The sequence below is a fragment of the Pseudomonas sp. I2 genome (genome assembly GCF_040984075.1).
GTDB lineage: Bacteria > Pseudomonadota > Gammaproteobacteria > Pseudomonadales > Pseudomonadaceae > Aquipseudomonas > Aquipseudomonas guariconensis_B.
In genome coordinates, this window is the sequence record NZ_JBCGFQ010000073.1 from 1 (window position 1) to 16250 (window position 16250).

19 protein-coding genes are annotated in these 16250 nt (G+C 58.2%); 8 read left to right on the forward strand and 11 right to left on the reverse strand.

The window, feature by feature from the left end; translation table 11 throughout:
* Window positions 1–53 precede the first annotated feature (53 nt).
* Entirely contained in the window at window positions 54–1046 is a 993-nt protein-coding gene (locus tag WCE05_RS24240; RefSeq protein ID WP_368816724.1) for a DNA-binding protein, read from the forward strand.
* A gap of 331 nt (window positions 1047–1377) precedes the next feature.
* On the opposite strand, the gene WCE05_RS24245 is transcribed toward WCE05_RS24240, so the two are convergent.
* From WCE05_RS24245 to WCE05_RS24270, 6 genes are all read right to left on the reverse strand, one after another.
* Entirely contained in the window at window positions 1378–2373 is a 996-nt protein-coding gene (locus WCE05_RS24245) for a type IV secretion system protein (RefSeq protein WP_318113605.1), read from the reverse strand.
* Window positions 2370–2660 (reverse strand): EexN family lipoprotein, encoded by a 291-nt coding sequence (locus WCE05_RS24250; protein WP_318113607.1) that lies wholly within the window; start codon window positions 2658–2660, stop codon window positions 2370–2372. Before WCE05_RS24250 ends, WCE05_RS24245 begins: the two co-directional genes overlap by 4 nt.
* 10 nt (window positions 2661–2670) lie before the next feature.
* Window positions 2671–3321 (reverse strand): type IV secretion system protein, encoded by a 651-nt coding sequence (locus WCE05_RS24255; RefSeq protein WP_368816725.1) that lies wholly within the window; start codon window positions 3319–3321, stop codon window positions 2671–2673.
* The gene (locus WCE05_RS24260) at window positions 3321–3647 is read right to left on the reverse strand and encodes a hypothetical protein (RefSeq protein WP_368816726.1); all 327 of its coding nucleotides are present in this window, start codon (window positions 3645–3647) and stop codon (window positions 3321–3323) included. Before WCE05_RS24260 ends, WCE05_RS24255 begins: the two co-directional genes overlap by 1 nt.
* A gap of 482 nt (window positions 3648–4129) precedes the next feature.
* The gene (locus tag WCE05_RS24265; protein ID WP_368816727.1) at window positions 4130–4420 is read right to left on the reverse strand and encodes a type II toxin-antitoxin system RelE/ParE family toxin; all 291 of its coding nucleotides are present in this window, start codon (window positions 4418–4420) and stop codon (window positions 4130–4132) included.
* Window positions 4408–4686, reverse strand: a complete 279-nt coding sequence (locus tag WCE05_RS24270; protein ID WP_368816728.1) for a CopG family ribbon-helix-helix protein — start codon at window positions 4684–4686, stop codon at window positions 4408–4410. The genes WCE05_RS24265 and WCE05_RS24270 overlap by 13 nt, the downstream gene beginning before the upstream one ends.
* 245 nt (window positions 4687–4931) lie before the next feature.
* Here WCE05_RS24270 and WCE05_RS24275 point away from each other — a divergent pair, with 245 nt between their 5' ends.
* Window positions 4932–5696 carry an aminoglycoside adenylyltransferase family protein gene (locus WCE05_RS24275; protein WP_368816729.1) on the forward strand — a complete coding sequence of 255 codons (765 nt, stop codon included), beginning with the start codon at window positions 4932–4934 and terminating at the stop codon, window positions 5694–5696.
* 44 nt (window positions 5697–5740) lie between these two features.
* Entirely contained in the window at window positions 5741–7030 is a 1290-nt protein-coding gene (locus tag WCE05_RS24280) for an ISL3 family transposase (protein ID WP_368816730.1), read from the forward strand.
* 162 nt (window positions 7031–7192) lie between these two features.
* On the opposite strand, the gene sul2 is transcribed toward WCE05_RS24280, so the two are convergent.
* The gene (gene sul2 / locus WCE05_RS24285; protein ID WP_001043260.1) at window positions 7193–8008 is read right to left on the reverse strand and encodes a sulfonamide-resistant dihydropteroate synthase Sul2; all 816 of its coding nucleotides are present in this window, start codon (window positions 8006–8008) and stop codon (window positions 7193–7195) included.
* An 817-nt stretch (window positions 8009–8825) separates the two neighbouring features.
* On the opposite strand from sul2, the gene WCE05_RS24290 reads away from it, so the two are divergent.
* The 4 genes from WCE05_RS24290 (at window position 8826) to WCE05_RS24305 (ending at window position 13315) form a co-directional block, all read left to right on the forward strand.
* Complete coding sequence (locus WCE05_RS24290; protein WP_031294072.1) at window positions 8826–10505, forward strand: Mu transposase C-terminal domain-containing protein; 1680 nt, start codon at window positions 8826–8828, stop codon at window positions 10503–10505.
* Between the two features lie 2 nt (window positions 10506–10507).
* Window positions 10508–11416 carry a TniB family NTP-binding protein gene (locus WCE05_RS24295; RefSeq protein WP_022579786.1) on the forward strand — a complete coding sequence of 303 codons (909 nt, stop codon included), beginning with the start codon at window positions 10508–10510 and terminating at the stop codon, window positions 11414–11416.
* Entirely contained in the window at window positions 11413–12630 is a 1218-nt protein-coding gene (locus WCE05_RS24300; protein ID WP_006122485.1) for a TniQ family protein, read from the forward strand. The genes WCE05_RS24295 and WCE05_RS24300 overlap by 4 nt, the downstream gene beginning before the upstream one ends.
* Window positions 12631–12691: 61 nt before the next feature.
* Window positions 12692–13315, forward strand: coding sequence for a recombinase family protein (locus WCE05_RS24305; protein WP_003155741.1), 624 nt, complete (start codon window positions 12692–12694; stop codon window positions 13313–13315).
* 168 nt (window positions 13316–13483) lie between these two features.
* Here WCE05_RS24305 and aac(3)-Id read toward each other — a convergent pair whose 3' ends face one another.
* The 4 genes from aac(3)-Id to aac(6')-Il all read right to left on the reverse strand — a co-directional run bounded on the left by aac(3)-Id (window position 13484) and on the right by aac(6')-Il (window position 15882).
* Window positions 13484–13960 (reverse strand): aminoglycoside N-acetyltransferase AAC(3)-Id, encoded by a 477-nt coding sequence (aac(3)-Id, locus tag WCE05_RS24310; RefSeq protein ID WP_003155734.1) that lies wholly within the window; start codon window positions 13958–13960, stop codon window positions 13484–13486.
* A 125-nt stretch (window positions 13961–14085) separates the two neighbouring features.
* On the reverse strand, window positions 14086–14322 hold the full coding sequence (locus WCE05_RS24315) for a trimethoprim-resistant dihydrofolate reductase DfrB5 (RefSeq protein WP_063844482.1): 237 nt from the start codon (window positions 14320–14322) through the stop codon (window positions 14086–14088).
* A gap of 148 nt (window positions 14323–14470) precedes the next feature.
* Window positions 14471–15271: a subclass B1 metallo-beta-lactamase VIM-2 gene (locus WCE05_RS24320; RefSeq protein WP_003108247.1), complete on the reverse strand. Its 801-nt coding sequence runs from the start codon at window positions 15269–15271 to the stop codon at window positions 14471–14473.
* Window positions 15272–15423: 152 nt separating this feature from the next.
* Window positions 15424–15882 (reverse strand): aminoglycoside N-acetyltransferase AAC(6')-Il, encoded by a 459-nt coding sequence (gene aac(6')-Il, locus WCE05_RS24325; RefSeq protein WP_013263788.1) that lies wholly within the window; start codon window positions 15880–15882, stop codon window positions 15424–15426.
* Between the two features lie 203 nt (window positions 15883–16085).
* Here aac(6')-Il and WCE05_RS24330 point away from each other — a divergent pair.
* Window positions 16086–16250: phage integrase N-terminal SAM-like domain-containing protein (locus WCE05_RS24330; RefSeq protein ID WP_368816731.1), on the forward strand; the 165-nt coding region annotated here is incomplete at its 3' end.

Consider the following 16250-nt stretch of genomic DNA (forward strand, 5'->3'; position numbering starts at 1 on the left):
AGATTATTATTATTCTTATCTTATGTTGAGTGAGACGACCAGGAGGAAAGGAGATGACACAGAGCAGCATCCCCACCGAGACGCGCGACCGGATCATGCAGGTCGCCGCTGAGCTGTACGAACAGAGCGGCCGCGAGAAGATGCCAACCGTAGACGAGGTCCGCCGTGCCGCGCGAGCGGATATGAATACGACCAGTGCCGTTATGCGTGAGTGGCGCAAGCAGCAGACCAGCCAGGCCGCCCCCGTTGCCGTGGCAGTACCGGATTCAGTCCAGGAAGTCTTTCAGGGTGCCCTTGCTGCCGCTTGGACGGAAGCACAGGCCCTGGCCAACGAGGCCCTGGCGGCTGCCCAAAAGGGCTGGGACGAGGAGCGCGCCGAGGCTGACCAGCTTCGCGCGGAAATGGCGCAGGCCTTCGAGGATCAGGCTCAGGAGCTGGAGGCCGTCGCCGGCCAGCTTGATCAGGAGCAGCGGGCGCACCAGGAATGCCAGGCCTCGCTCCAGGACAGCCGACAGCAGGTCGATGCAATGACCCAGCAAGTCCAGGAGCTGGAGACGCGCTTGGCGACGGCTGAGCGACAAGCCCAGGATCGAGGCGACCGGATCGACGAGCTGAAGGCCGAGCTGGCCGAAGCCCGCGCAGAGGCCAAAGAGCAGCGGAAGGACGCCGACCGCGACCGTAAGGCTGTGGAGAAGCAGCACCAGGAGGAAAAGCGCTCCCTGGAAGCGCAGCACCGGCAGGAGCTGGAGAAGGCCGACGCGACAGCCGCCGATCTTCGCCAGCGTCTCGACACCTTGACCGGCGAGCTGGCCCAGGTGAAGGCCAGAGCCGAAGCCCAGGAGGCGCAGCACCAGGAGCAACGTCAGAGAGCCGAGCAAGAAGCGAAGCAAGCCGCCGAGCGTGTGGCAACCGCTCAGCAGGACCGCGAGCAGGCCCGCCAGGAGCTGGCCGAGTGCCGGGAGCGGAACGCAACCCTTACCGGAGAGCTGAACGCCCTCAAGGAGCAACTGGCCGAGTTGAAAGGAGAGGCTTCCAGGAAGAAGTGAGCGGCCGTGCTGGAAGCACGGCCGGAGGGATCACGAAGGGGACTTGTCACGCGCGATCGCCGCGTCGCGCCTGAGCTGAGGATAAAAGGCTGTGCGCCACCGCCATTGGAGTACACACACGGCCACGCCTGCCGCGCAGATGAACAGGGTGCGTGCTGCCTCACCGTCCCCGGTCAGAGTGCCCCATATCATGCTGGGTAGCTCGGGAAGCAAAGCGACCGATAGCAACACGCCCACTGTTAAAAGTAAGCCAGATATTGCCAGCTCCCAGCCTCGCTTCATGCGCGCCCAACGGGCGCGCCAGGTATCGATCCATTTGTTTTCCATGGCGCTATCCTCCTGTGATTGTATTGCCGGCACCGAAACGCTTCTGGTAAGCCCGATAAGCGGACTTGGCACCACGGTAGGGCGATGAAGCGGCATTACCTGCCAGGCGGGCATCACGTTGAATGCCGCGATACTGGCGGCGGATCGTAGATGGACGCATGGCGTTCATTGCTGACCCAAGAGCGCCTTGTGTTGCTAGAGCTACGCCGCCACCCAGAGCCGAGGCAATAGCGGGAACTTGCTTGAGAACCAGAATGCCAAGGGCAAAAAACGCGATGAGATAGGCGCATGTTGTCATGTTGGCCATACTGCTGGTGGATGACTCCACAATGTTCATGAAGGCCTCGCTTACGTCGATGACCATTCGGCCGATGGCAGACCCTAAGATCAATAGCATGCCGAAGTTCATCACCATGCCCAGCCAACTTTCAAAGAAACGCTGAGTGGTATTAAACAGCAGGCCAATGATGAAGAGGGGGCCAATAGCGAGAAGCACCGTGGTAGCAACCTTGCTGGCCAGCAGGAGGAAAGCAACCACGATAGTGACACCCCCACCGAAGACCATAATCAGGGCGGCAACCAGGTACATTCCGAAGTCTCCGCTCATCACGCCGGCTTTGTCCCAGGCCTGGTCTGCCACATCGAGAACCCTGGAAAAGAGATTATCCAGGATGGTGGCAGCACCGCCGTTTGAGCCAGTAACGACCGCTGCGATAGATTCCGGGCCATGCGCTAGAACGTCAACGACGACATCCATATAGGTGCCAACAGTCAGCCCTAGCGTCATGATGAAGCCGATGCGAAGAATACGGAAAACGCCTTCCTGCAGCGGCTCGGTCACTTTGCCGAACATCATCAGATAGCCCCAAATGGCGATCCAGACTATCAGCATGCTAGTAAATATTGGAGAGATGTACGCTATTAGGTCGGTGGCGGTATTGATCACGTACTGATCCAACGCCTGGTCAACGACTGCGAACATTCCTTCGAACAGGTTCATGAGTCCTCCTTGTCCTTGAGACTCGATAGATCGAGTTCAAAGGGCTCTCCGCTAGACAGCGCTCTTTCTGCCTGGAGGGCATTCACACAATTGGGTGTCTCCTGGAGTTCGCCAGGGTTATTAGAACACTTCTCTAAAGTCTCCTGGCGTTCATTGTCGTGAGCTTTGTACCAGTCCACAGTCTGCACAGGGCCGGTTTCCGGGGTGTCGTCAAAGCACCCGGTCAGCGCGAAGCTGACCATGGCCACGACTGCAAAATTTCTTACGTAAGAAATATTCATGCTCATAGCGGTCTCCTTACCAATTAAGCTCGAATGGTTCGCCGGATGATTCGACACGCATTTGCTGGACACGCTGGGCGTGTACCGCCCGGTTGGCTTCGGCCTGGGACTGGAGCATGGTCAGCTTGGCCATCTCATTCTCCAGCATGACTTCCTCGGCGCCGATCCGGGCTTGGAGGTCCAAGATGTCCTTCTGGTCCGGGCTGTTGTTGACCTGAGCCACCAGGCCGGTCAGGTCGTGGAAGCGCTCCTGAGCCTGCTCCAGGGACTTCTCCGACTGAGCCAGCCAGGTCGCCGCGTTCTGGTTGCTGCTGTCGTACAGGTCGGCCACGTCTTCGCTCATGCCGTAGTCGCTCCCGCTGCGGATGCCGTAGCGGTCTAGGACGCCTTGCGGGTCCACATCCACGGCTGTGTCGTAAGTCGAGTCAATGACGCCGGCCAGGCCACGAACCCCGCTGATGCTGTCCAGCTCCTTGTTCGCCGTTTCGAGCTGGCTTTTCAGTTGCTCGATCTGGTTTAGCATGTGCTGAACCTGGAGAATCTGCTGGGTCAGGCTCGATACGTCGATAACGGGAATCCCACCCGCCATGGCGGGCTGGGACATACCGATAGCGGCGGCGAGGGCGACGCCGGCCATTTTTCGTGCGCACGAAATCTTGATGCTCATTATTGGGCCTCCTTTTGGCTGTTTTGGCGGGTCGCCTTGGCCTCCAGGCGGCGTTTTCTCCGCTTGAGCGTGAGCGACCGTTTTTCAAAATCCAGGCTTTTCAGGTCGATGGACTCCAGGACTTCCTTCATCTCCTCGATGCAGCTAAAGAAATCCTCGGGCAGGGCTTCCGGCCCTTCGGCCAGAAATTCGCGGGCATAACCGGCGGTGATCATCAGCGTTTGAATCTCGCTCTCAATGGCGAGACGTTCGACCGCGTGTGACCGGTATAACCGAGACAGGCCGCTGTCAGTGAAGGTGTGTGTGATACACTGGTTGTTAGCCATGGTTGCCTCCTATTCAGGCAGTTATGGTTAGGCGCGGCCGGGGTCATCACCCCCGTTCCGCGCCGCTCGAATTTTCTTTAGCCGTTTGCTCAGCGCCTGGTGTTCCTCATCGGTAAGCCAGAAAGAGCGTTGCCGGCGTCCCATCTGCTTTTGTCTATTGGCGTATTCTCGCTGTCGCTGAGCGGCCGTCTTAGGGTCGCTGTTCATTCGTGTTTAAGCCCCAAAAATTACCTAGCTTTTAGAAGAAAATTATAGGCTTTATCACTACTAACGCAATAGTACAGCTGCTGTATTATATTATTGGAATCAAGTGTTTACGTTATCTGTTGATGTAAATAGATAAGGCTCTGTTTTTATTTCGTGCGCACGAAATTTTTATTTTTTTTGGATTGTACAATCCAAAAAAAATGACCCTGATGAGGGTCATTGAAGGCGTGATATTGATTGAATCAGGTGGGGCGTTTTTTCGTGCGCACGAAAAATTAGAAGCCAACTTCTTTCTGGTGACGGATGGCCAATACCACAACGGTGTCACCATCAATGCGGTATCGTGCGACATAGCCGCTATCACCAAAGTCTATCAACCAGTCCCGGAACTCCTCGGGCATATCCTCAATGGGGCGGCCAATGCGTGGCAGCTCTCCGAGCGCCTGGACGCCTTGGATGATGGCTTTAGCGGCCCGCTCAGCCGCTGCGGGGTTCTTGGGCCGCAGAAACTCGCGTAGCCGCTCCAGGTCCCGGATCGCTGCCGGGGCGAAGATCACTTGTGACATGTCGGGGCCGGCACCTCGTTATCCGTTCCCCAGCTGGCCAGCCACTTCTCCATTTCGTCAGCGGTCGCGTGCAAGCCGGTAGCCTGGTAGTCCTCCCAAGCCTTGAGCGTGTCCCTTCTGAAGCTCTCTCGCCTTTCCTCGCGCTCCACGTACTGTTCGATCGCTTCACGCATGAGCCAGTGCGCCGAGCGCCTGCGAGTATCGGCCAGATGCTGGACCCGCCCTTTCAGATCGTCATCGAGCTTGATGGATGTTGGTGCTGCCATGATGGCCTCCGTAGTTAGAGGTAATACCTGTAACTACTATAGGCCGGATCGGCCGGTCTGTCGATGGCCAGGTCTTCCAGTGATGGCCGGCAAAATTTCGGGTATCCGGAAAAGATGGTTGATGTGCCTCTTGTCACAGGCCCTTATTATCCATGTGAACAACGGATAATATGGTTGACGGAGCCGCGAGAGGAGGTAACATCCTCAAAAGCATCATTCTCTTGATATTGGAGTAGGGCTGTCTAGTGATCGTTCCTGCCGAAGCAAATAAAGCGTTGTCAATTGTCCAGAAGCGGCTAGCAAAATCACTGGTGGCTGTCTATCTCCATGGGTCGGCTGTGGCTGGTGAGCTTCGCCCCCGCAGCGACGTAGATTTGCTTGTGGTCATTGACCAGCCGATGACGCCCGAGGTTCGAAGATGTCTTGCTTCCGAGTTAATGGAGGTATCTGGGCGATATCCTTTTGATCCGGATGGACGCCGTCCTCTTGAAGTGATTGTCTTTTTGCGTCCAGATATTGCTGAACCACCCTATCCTGCACGGTGCGAATTCATTTACGGTGAGTGGTTACGTCACGAGTACGAGGCGGGAGAAAGTTCCGAACCTGTCTGTGATCCAGAGCTTACCCTGGTGCTGGCCCAATCACGGCAGGAAGCGAAACCTCTAGTCGGCCCGGACGCAAACGAGCTACTACCATTCATTTCGGAATCAGATATACGCCGTGCAATCGGGGATGTTCTGCCAACTTTAACCGGGACGCTACAGGGCGATGAACGTAACGTCCTGCTGACTTTAGCGCGTATGTGGCGAACAGTACTTACCGGTGAATTCGTCTCTAAGGATGTTGCTGCCGATTGGGCAGCTACTAGGCTACCGATCGAACAAGCGGATGTTTTAGTCGATGCGCGGGAGGCCTACTTGAGCGGATGTGAAAGTGATTGGCGAAATCGCCAGCAAGAACTCCAACACACGGTTAAATCCCTGCACGATCATGTCTTAGCGAATCTATGAAAAGTTCGTCCTGTGCCACGATGCGTTCATAACACAAGCCTCTCATGTCCAGAATGCCCAACAATATCCTGCATCTTCCGGAGTACCAGGTGCTGGGTTACACATCTACCGATGACGAAATGCACTTCCAGGTGGACGCGCCCGATCCCATGGCCTGTGAGGAATGCGGGGTGCAGGGTGAGTTCGTGCGGTTCGGCAAGCGTGATGTGGCTTATCGGGATCTTCCCATCCACGGCAAGCGGGTTACCCTCTGGGTGATCCGTCGCCGGTACACTTGCCGGGCCTGCAACTCGACGTTCAGGCCCCAGCTACCGGAGATGGTGGACGGCTTCCGCATGACGCTGCGGCTGCATGAGTATGTGGAGAAGGAGTCTTTCAACCACCCCTACACCTTCGTGGCGGCCCAGACTGGCCTGGACGAGAAGACGGTGCGCGACATCTTCAACGTCCGCGCCGAGTTCCTGGGCCGCTGGAACCCGTTCGAGACGCCTCGCATTCTGGGCATCGATGAGCTGTACCTGAACCGCCGCTACCGCTGCATCCTGACTAACATTGAAGAGAAGACCCTGCTTGACCTGTTGGCCAGCCGGCGTCAGGACGTGGTGACCAACTACCTGATGAAACTGAAAGATCGGCAGCAGGTCGAGATCGTCAGCATGGACATGTGGAATCCCTACCGGGCAGCGGTCAAGGCAGTGTTGCCACAGGCCCGTATCGTGGTCGATAAATTCCATGTGGTACGCATGGCCAACGATGCCCTGGAGAAGGTGCGCAAGGGGCTCAGAAAGGAGCTGAAACCCTCCCAAAACCGAACCCTCAAGGGAGACCGGAAAATCCTGCTGAAGCGAGCTCACGAAGTCTCAGATCAGGAACGACTGATAATGGAGACTTGGACAGGCGCATTTCCGCAACTGCTGGCCGCCTACGAGCACAAGGAGCGGTTCTATGGCATCTGGAACGCCAGCACACGGCCCCAAGCAGAAGCCGCCCTGGACGAGTGGATAGCCACTATCCCAAAGGGCCAGAAGCAAGTTTGGAGCGATCTGGTCAGGGCCACGGGAAACTGGCGCGAAGAAATCATGACCTACTTCGAGACGGACATGCCCGTCACCAATGCCTACACGGAGTCCATCAACCGACTGGCCAAGGACAAGAACCGTGAAGGGCGCGGTTACTCCTTCGAGGTGATGCGGGCACGAATGCTCTACACCACGAAGCACAAGAAGAAGGCCCCGACTGCGAAGGTCTCTCCGTTCTATAAGAAAACTATTGGTTATGGACTGCCGGACTTCGCAGAAGAACTCAACTACGGGGTCGATCTATCAACCATCTGAGCGTGGTATCAGGTTGGTGGGTGGAATGTGGCCATCAACCGTCTTTTCCGCTTACCCCGAAATATTTGCGCACCATAAGGTCGATTATCCTGTCGTCGGGTCGCCCTCAAAGGGGACATGCCTGCTGAACCGCGAATATAGAGAAATATCCCGAATGTGCAGTTAACGAATTCTTGCGGTTTCTTTCAGCGCCGCCAATACCGCCAGCCCGTCGCGCAAGGGGCGCGGCTCGTGTGTGCGGATGAAGTCAGCTCCACCTGCGGCGGCGGCAAGCTCTGCAGCGAGTGTCGCGGCCCCGACATCCCCCGGACCACGGCCTGTGAGCGCGCGCAGAAAGGATTTGCGCGAAACAGACAGAAGCACCGGCAAATCGAAGCGCAGCCGCAATTCATCGAACCGCGCCAGCACCGAGAGCGAGGTTTCGGGAGCAGCCCCCAGAAAAAACCCCATGCCGGGATCAAGGACAAGGCGGTTGCGTTTGATACCGGCACCCGTCAGCGCCGCGATGCGCGCGTCAAAGAACGCCGCAATGTGATCCATGATGTCGCCAGCGGGTGCCTCGCGCCGATCTGCCTGCCCGTCTTGCACCGAATGCATAACGACGAGTTTGGCAGATGATTTCGCCAATTGCGGATAGAACGCAGCGTCTGGAAAACCGCGAATATCATTGAGATAGGCCACACCACGCGACAAGGCATAGGCTTGCGTCGCGGGTTGATAACTGTCGAGCGAGACGGGAATGCCATCTGCCTTGAGCGCGTCCAGCACCGGCGCGATACGCGCGATTTCTGTGTCGGACGAAACAGGCGCGGCGTCGGGATTGCTGGATGCCGGACCGAGGTCGATCACATCTGCCCCCTCGGCCATCAGCTTACGCGCCTGCGCAATGGCTGCGTCTGGCGCCAGATACCGGCCTCCATCGGAGAAACTGTCCGAGGTTATGTTGACGATGCCGAAAATGATGAGCGATTTATTCATGGGGGCTTCTATAATAATAATAATCGAGCATGAGTCTCATACGGATGCTCGGGTCGAAAGGGAATCCCCAGGCGAGTAACCTGTTTGCGGTGATCCATTAGCTGCAGGAGCAGAAGAGCATACATCTGGAAGCAAAGCCAGGAAAGCGGCCTATGGAGCTGTGCGGCAGCGCTCAGTAGGCAATTTTTCAAAATATTGTTAAGCCTTTTCTGAGCATGGTATTTTTCATGGTATTACCAATTAGCAGGAAAATAAGCCATTGAATATAAAAGATAAAAATGTCTTGTTTACAATAGAGTGGGTTTCATTGGTGGCCTTTATTTTTGGATTATACAATCCAAATTATAACCCCGTTTTTGGATTGTACAATCCAAAACTTGCAAGAGCCCGGACCAAGCCGCCACGGCGGCGCGGGAGCAGTCAGGCAGGCCAAAGCCCGCCTGGCGAAGCCAGCGGGCCGGCGAGCCCCGCAGGGGCTCGGCCCTCCGGGGGTACGGCGATTTCGTACGCACGAAAAGAAATGGGGGGTTTAAGGCTAGGGCAGGATTCGCAAAGTGCTGGCATTTGCCGGCACTTTTGCCTATTCCCCCCCCAGGCCCCCCATTTCAGATTGCATTATGAGTAAAACAGGGAGCCGGTGGCACGATGACTTACAACGAGTAAGTAGCATCACGGCTGTCATTTTCAGAAGACAACTGCACCAGTCAGCGCGGTTTGAAGCCTGTTGTGTATACGGCTCCTGAAAGCCAGATATCAGGACTCCTCTGCACGAAACTCGTCTATGCTCAATACTCGTGTGCACCAAAGCGACGTGAGCATGGCGACCGATACCGCACCGATTACCGAGCACGGCGTAGCCACTCTGCCAGAACAGGCATGGGAGCGTGCGCGTCGTCGCGCGGAGATCATTGGGCCGTTGGCGCAGTCGGAGACGGTCGGGCATGAAGCGGCTGACGCGGCAGCCCAGGAACTCGGTCTGTCCCGGCGGCAGGTCTACGTCCTGATCCGCCGCGCCCGGCAAGGTTCGGGGCTGGTCACTGACTTGGCTCTTGGGCAATCGAGCGGCGGCAAGGGTAAGGGACGCTTGCCGGAATCGGTCGAACGAATCATCCGCGAGCTACTGCAAAAGCGCTTCCTGACCAAACAGAAGCGCAGCCTGGCGGCCTTCCATCGTGAAGTTGCGCTGGCGTGCAAGCTGCAAAAGCTACGGGTGCCGGCGCGCAACACAGTGGCGTTGCGGATTGCCGGCCTCGATCCGCTCAAGACCACTCGCCTTCGGGAAGGCCAGGATGCGTCCCGCACCCTGCAAGGTGTCGGTGGCGTTCCGCCGCCAATCTCCACACCACTGGAGCAGGTGCAAATCGACCATACGGTCATCGACCTGATCGTGGTGGACGAGCGCGACCGGCAACCAATTGGCCGTCCGTATCTTACCCTCGCTATCGACGTATTCACCCGCTGCGTGGTTGGCATGGTGGTTACGTTGGAAGCGCCATCCGCCGTCTCGGTCGGCCTGTGCCTCGCACATGCTGGCTGCGACAAGCGCCCTTGGCTTGAAGGGTTGGACGTAGAGATGGACTGGCCGATGAGTGGCAAGCCCAGGCTGCTTTACCTGGACAACGCAGCCGAGTTCAAGAGTGAGGCGCTGCGTCGTGGCTGCGAACAGCATGGTATCCGCCTGGACTATCGCCCGCTCGGGCAGCCGCACTACGGCGGTATCGTGGAACGGATCATCGGCACGGCGATGCAGATGATCCACGACGAATTACCGGGGACGACCTTCTCCAACCCTAACCAGCGCGGGGAATACGCCTCCGAGAAGATGGCTGCCCTGACACTGCGCGAGCTGGAGCGCTGGCTTACATTGGCGGTCGGCACCTATCACGGCTCCGTGCACAACGGCCTGCTCCAACCGCCGGCCGCGCGCTGGGCCGGAGCGATCGCGCGGACCGGCGTGCCAACCGTCATCACTCGCACCACGGCTTTTCTGGTCGATTTTCTGCCCATCATCCGGCGCACGTTGACCCGCACCGGCTTCGTCATCGACCACATCCACTACTACGCCGATGCGCTCAAGCCGTGGATAGCTCGGCGCGACCGCTTGCCCGCGTTCCTGATCCGGCGCGACCCACGCGACATCAGCCGCGTCTGGGTGCTGGAACCGGAGGGCCAGCACTACCTGGAAATTCCCTACCGTACCTTGTCGCATCCGGCTGTCACCCTCTGGGAACAACGGCAGGCGCTGGCGAAATTGCGGCAGCAAGGGCGCGAGCAGGTGGACGAGTCGGCGCTGTTCCGCATGATCGGCCAGATGCGTGAGATTGTGACCAGCGCGCAGAAGGCCACACGCAAGGCGCGGCGTGACGCGGATCGCCGCCAGCACCTCAAGACATCAGCTCGGCCGGACAAGCCCGTTCCGCCGGATACGGATATTGCCGACCCGCAGGCAGACAACTTGCCACCCGCCAAACCGTTCGACCAGATTGAGGAGTGGTAGCCGTGGACGAATATCCCATCATCGACCTGTCCCACCTGCTGCCGGCGGCCCAGGGCTTGGCCCGTCTCCCGTCGGACGAACGCATCCAGCGCCTTCGCGCCGACCGCTGGATCGGCTATCCGCGCGCAGTCGAGGCGCTGAACCGGCTGGAAGCCCTTTATGCGTGGCCAAACAAGCAACGCATGCCCAACCTGCTGCTGGTTGGCCCGACCAACAATGGCAAGTCGATGATCGTCGAGAAGTTCCGCCGCACCCACCCGGCCAGCTCCGACGCCGACCAGGAGCACATCCCGGTGTTGGTCGTGCAGATGCCGTCCGAGCCGTCCGTGATCCGCTTCTACGTCGCGCTGCTCGCCGCGATGGGCGCGCCGCTGCGCCCACGCCCACGGTTGCCGGAAATGGAGCAACTGGCTCTGGCACTGCTGCGCAAGGTCGGCGTGCGCATGCTGGTGATCGACGAGCTGCACAACGTGCTGGCCGGCAACAGCGTCAACCGCCGGGAATTCCTCAACCTGCTGCGCTTCCTCGGCAACGAACTGCGCATCCCGTTGGTTGGGGTAGGCACGCGCGACGCCTACCTAGCCATCCGCTCCGATGACCAGTTGGAAAATCGCTTCGAGCCGATGATGCTGCCGGTATGGGAGGCCAACGACGATTGCTGCTCACTGCTGGCCAGCTTCGCCGCTTCGCTCCCGCTGCGCCGGCCTTCCCCAATTGCCACGCTGGACATGGCTCGCTACCTGCTCACACGCAGCGAGGGCACCATAGGGGAACTGGCGCACTTGCTGATGGCGGCGGCCATCGTCGCCGTGGAGAGCGGCGAGGAAGCGATCAACCATCGCACACTCAGCATGGCCGTTTACACCGGACCCAGCGAGCGGCGGCGGCAATTCGAGCGGGAACTGATGTGAAGCCTGCGCCGCGCTGGCCGCTGCATCCCGCCCCGAAAGAAGGCGAGGCGCTGTCCTCATGGCTCAACCGCGTGGCCCTTTGCTATCACATGGAGGAGCCCGACCTGCTGGAGCACGATCTTGGTCACGGCCAGGTCGATGACCTGGACACCGCGCCACCACTCTCGCTGCTGGCGTTGCTTTCCCAGCGGAGCGGCATCGAGCTGGACCGGCTGCGCTGTATGAGTTTCGCCGGATGGGTGCCTTGGCTACTGGACAGCCTTGATGACCAGATTCCAGACGCCTTGGAAACCTATGCGTTTCAGCTCTCGGTGTTGCTGCCAAGACTCCGCCGTAAGACGCGATCCATCACGAGCTGGCGTGCCTGGCTGCCCAGCCAGCCGATAAACCGCGCCTGTCCGCTCTGCCTGAGCGATCCGGAGAACCAAGCCGTACTGCTCGCGTGGAAGCTGCCCCTGATGCTGAGCTGCCCGCTGCATGGCTGCTGGCTGGAATCCTATTGGGGCGTGCCAGGGCGGTTTCTCGGCTGGGAGAACGCCGACGCCGAACCGCGCACCGCCAGCGACGCGATTGCGGCGATGGACCAGCGTACCTGGCAGGCACTGACAACCGGTCACGTGGAGCTGCCGCGCCGACGCATCCACGCCGGATTGTGGTTTCGACTTCTTCGCACGCTGCTCGATGAGCTGAACACCCCGCTTTCCGCGTGCGGAACCTGCGCGGGGTATCCCCGCCAAGTCTGGGAAGGCTGCGGGCATCCGCTGCGTGCTGGGCAAAGTCTGTGGCGACCGTATGAAACCCTGAATCCGATAGTACGGTTACAGATGCTGGAGGCGGCGGCAACGGCAATCAGCTTGATTGAGGTGAGGGACATCAGCCCGCCAGGCGAGCAGGCAAAGCTATTCTGGTCCGAGCCCCAAACCGGGTTCACCAGTGGCCTGCCGACGAAAGCGCCGAAGCCCGAGCCCATCAATCACTGGCAGCGTGCAGTCCAGGCCATCGACGAGGCCATCATTGAAGCGCGACACAACCCCGAGACGGCACGCTCGCTGTTCGCGTTGGCTTCCTATGGTCGGCGCGATCCCGCTTCCTTGGAACGGTTGCGCGCCACCTTCGTGAAGGAAGGCATCCCGCCGGAATTTCTGTCACATTACCTGCCTGATGCACCCTTTGCATGTCTTAAACAAAATGACGGGTTAAGTGACAAATTTTGACGGATAGAGCTTTCCGGCTCACACTGTCACATAATCGAACGTATACGTGACGGGTGAAAAGGTGCTGATCGGCTACATGCGGGTATCGAAGGCGGACGGATCCCAGTCCACCAATTTGCAACGCGATGCGCTCATCGCCGCTGGTGTGAGCCTTGCGCACCTTTACGAGGATCTGGCCTCGGGCAGGCGCGATGATCGCCCAGGGTTGGCTGCTTGCCTGAAGGCGCTTCGTGAAGGGGACACGCTGATCGTGTGGAAGCTCGATCGGCTTGGCCGTGATCTGCGCCACCTGATCAACACCGTGCACGACCTAACTGCGCGTAGCGTGGGCCTGAAGGTCCTGACCGGTCACGGTGCGGCGGTCGACACGACGACTGCCGCCGGCAAGCTTGTGTTCGGTATTTTTGCCGCGCTGGCCGAGTTCGAGCGTGAGTTGATTTCCGAGCGAACAGTCGCTGGACTTATCTCGGCGCGCGCTCGCGGCAGGAAAGGGGGGCGCCCCTTCAAGATGACCGCCGCCAAGCTACGCCTGGCGATGGCCAGCATGGGGCAACCGGAAACCAAGGTGGGCGATCTCTGCGAAGAACTCGGGATTACCCGGCAGACGCTCTACCGGCACGTGTCGCCCAAGGGCGAACTGCGGCCAGACGGCGTAAAGCTGCTCTCCCTCGGTTCAGCCGCATAAATGGAGGCGACCTGGAACGGGGCGCTGTTCAGTGCGGCAACGATCCGATTACCGGTGTCGACCCAGAGCAGCCGTAGAGCTTTTGGGAAAGCTGTCGTTCAACGCCCAAACTCAGCCGCGGATTTGCCGTAGCGCAGCGAAGGCAAAGCCGTCGGCTGGAGTGCCTTGTTAGGCATGATTTTTACTCTGCTCAACCGCAATGTCGAAATGAAATACGTCTTCGATGGTTCCTAGTTTTTTATAGAGCTCTATGGCTGGTTGGTCTTCTACGCCTTTATCAGCTTGGACGTAAATCACATAAGCTCCACGCGCTGCGCCTATAGCCTTGAGTTTTTTAATTAGAGCTGTAGCTATGCCTTCTCTGCGGCGGGTTGCCGCTACAGCGAGATCGTAGATATAAATCTCGCTTCTTTGCTGCTCGAATTTTTGCAACTCATACGCGGCGATAGCGCCAATGACTTTTTGCTCGTCAACCGCAGCCAACGCAATAAAACTAGAAGTGCTAAGCAGTTTTTGAAGATAGCTTGATGGCGGCTTGTTGCGGGCATAACTATCTTGGTCGTTGAATGCCTCGCCGAACATGGCATTTATTGACTGCAACAACGCAACATCGTTTCCAGTGAGATGGATGATTTCGACTGACACTCGTCTGCTCCTGATGCCTAACGAATTAGCTCAGTGGGCGGCGAAGCCGTCCGCTGGAGCGACAAGTTGGGCCGTGGGCGGTGATGCACGGTATGGCCGTTGAGTGGAGCACTTCAATCTTGAACTCAGTTGATGCGTTCCAGTGCCGCAACAGGATAAATCTGTACCGAGCCAGGGTGAGCCTCAGACTCGACAGCGTACCCTTCAGGGGTCAATTTTGTGCAGTACCACCCGACAATCTGGCCTTGCCAAGCGGCGCCAGATTTCTTGCGCACGCGATCTCCCATTCCGAACGCGGCGTTTGAAGGGAACGCAAACTGGCCAGCAACTGGATTACTGACTTCACTTCTGCCTTGGTCCATTTATGACCCTTCTTTTGAATTTCTAGGGTTGCTGCGTAGCCCGACAACACGCTGCAATCGTCACGCCCAACGCCGAAGTTCAGCCGCCAGAACGGAGCGCAGCGGAGTGATGGTCGGCTGCAACTTCATGTTATGCCGCATCTGCCTGCTACTCAACGACTGAGCGATTTGTGTGCGCTTTTACAACATTCGTTGTGTGCTTGAGCAAGTCTAGACCGCCCGGCAGGCCGTGCCCCGGAATGACGAACTGTGCTTCCGGGTAGTGTTGTTGAATCCGCTCAATGGAGGTGGGCCATTCAGCCAGATCGGCATCGGCCACGTTCCCCGCAGACGTGCGTGACAACTCATAAATCGCACAACCACCATAGAGCACACTCGCAGACGGGACGTACACAACTAAGTTGTCGGTCGAATGCGCAGCACCAGGATAGAAGAGTTCTACTGGACCGAAGCGCACTGCGTCCCCGCTCGATGAGAGTCCTTCTAGAGAGTGCGTGGGAATCTCGTTCCCCTCTACCTCGGCTAGCCGGCGTGTCGACGGTGATGCGTACGTTGCCACCCCAGCCGCCCGAAGGACATCAACGCCGCCGACGCGGTCGTCATGAAAGTGCGTGGAGACTGCACGCGTTACAGGAAGTCCAATTTGCTTCTCAATCTCCGCGAGAAGTGCCGCTGTGTTTTTCGCACCCCACGCTGTATCAATCAAAAGCAACTCATCACCATCACGGACAATGAGACCATTGGACGGGTAGACTGCGCCATCAAACGACTGCGTTGCGATATGCGACCAAACACCATCGGCAATCTGGTAAAGCCGGACCTCCCCGACCGGAATTTCGCTGACTGTCGGATACTCACCGCTAGAATCTACGGAAAAAGCGAGCGGACTCGCAATAGCCATGATAGACGCGGTCAAATAGACCAATAACTTACTCAAAAGTTTGAACATCAAAACTCCATGGGGGTGAGTGCGGCATAACGCCTGAGTTAAGCCGACTTGCGTAGTGGAGCCAAAGCCATGGCAAGCTCATTCTGCCATGGCTTTGGTGTAACGAAGCAAGTTCGGCTTGAACGAATTGTTAGGCACCAACGCGGCGCCCCTCACAACGGTTTCCGGAAGCAGCGTACTTGAGCAACCTCCGTGAATCCAGCCGCCAGGTGCGCCGAGGTGCTTGCGCTGTTGGTAAGTTGAGTGTCGGAGGCGAATTCGGTGCATCCGCGACCACGAGCCCAATGCTCGGCGGCTTTTACCAGAGCTACACCTACGCCCTGACGCCGCGCACTTGGCACAACGTACCAACCCTCCAAGAACGCAACGTTGCCGGAGTAGCACTCCTCCGCATACGGGCGGATCGAAAGCTCGGCAAACCCTAGTGCTTCTCCGTCGGGTGCTACAGCAATGAGGACAGCAGCAGGCCGGGCGACTTTTCCGGACAGAAATTCTGCGATCTCTGACTGGTGCTCTTGACATGTGCCATCTGGCCACAGCTCACAGCGCATGCTTAGCCAACTGGCCGAATCGGTAGTTTCAACAGGCCTGACGAGCGGCGAACTATCCATTGGTGCCTAACTTTGTTTTAGGGCGACTGCCCTGCTGCGTAACATCGTTGCTGCTCCATAACATCAAACATCGACCCACGGCGTAACGCGCTTGCTGCTTGGATGCCCGAGGCATAGACTGTACAAAAAAACAGTCATAACAAGCCATGAAAACCGCCACTGCGCCGTTACCACCGCTGCGTTCGGTCAAGGTTCTGGATTAGTTGCGTGAGCGCATACGCTACTTGCATTACAGCTTACCAACCGAACAGGCTTATGTCCACTGGGTTCGTGCCTTCATCCGTTTCCACGGTGTGCGTCACCCGGCAACCTTGGGCAGCAGCGAAGTCGAGGCATTTCTGTCCTGGCTGGCGAACGAGCGCAAGGTT

What these genes read in the sequence shown, in the direction of transcription:
- WCE05_RS24240 (WP_368816724.1), top strand. Translation starts at nt 54, where the DNA reads ATGACACAGAGCAGCATCCCCACCGAGACGCGCGACCGGATCATGCAG.
- WCE05_RS24245 (WP_318113605.1), bottom strand. Translation starts at nt 2,373, where the DNA reads ATGAACCTGTTCGAAGGAATGTTCGCAGTCGTTGACCAGGCGTTGGAT.
- WCE05_RS24250 (WP_318113607.1), bottom strand. Translation starts at nt 2,660, where the DNA reads ATGAGCATGAATATTTCTTACGTAAGAAATTTTGCAGTCGTGGCCATG.
- WCE05_RS24255 (WP_368816725.1), bottom strand. Translation starts at nt 3,321, where the DNA reads ATGAGCATCAAGATTTCGTGCGCACGAAAAATGGCCGGCGTCGCCCTC.
- WCE05_RS24260 (WP_368816726.1), bottom strand. Translation starts at nt 3,647, where the DNA reads ATGGCTAACAACCAGTGTATCACACACACCTTCACTGACAGCGGCCTG.
- WCE05_RS24265 (WP_368816727.1), bottom strand. Translation starts at nt 4,420, where the DNA reads ATGTCACAAGTGATCTTCGCCCCGGCAGCGATCCGGGACCTGGAGCGG.
- WCE05_RS24270 (WP_368816728.1), bottom strand. Translation starts at nt 4,686, where the DNA reads ATGGCAGCACCAACATCCATCAAGCTCGATGACGATCTGAAAGGGCGG.
- WCE05_RS24280 (WP_368816730.1), top strand. Translation starts at nt 5,741, where the DNA reads ATGTCCAGAATGCCCAACAATATCCTGCATCTTCCGGAGTACCAGGTG.
- sul2 (WP_001043260.1), bottom strand. Translation starts at nt 8,008, where the DNA reads ATGAATAAATCGCTCATCATTTTCGGCATCGTCAACATAACCTCGGAC.
- WCE05_RS24290 (WP_031294072.1), top strand. Translation starts at nt 8,826, where the DNA reads ATGGCGACCGATACCGCACCGATTACCGAGCACGGCGTAGCCACTCTG.
- WCE05_RS24315 (WP_063844482.1), bottom strand. Translation starts at nt 14,322, where the DNA reads ATGGACCAAGGCAGAAGTGAAGTCAGTAATCCAGTTGCTGGCCAGTTT.
- WCE05_RS24320 (WP_003108247.1), bottom strand. Translation starts at nt 15,271, where the DNA reads ATGTTCAAACTTTTGAGTAAGTTATTGGTCTATTTGACCGCGTCTATC.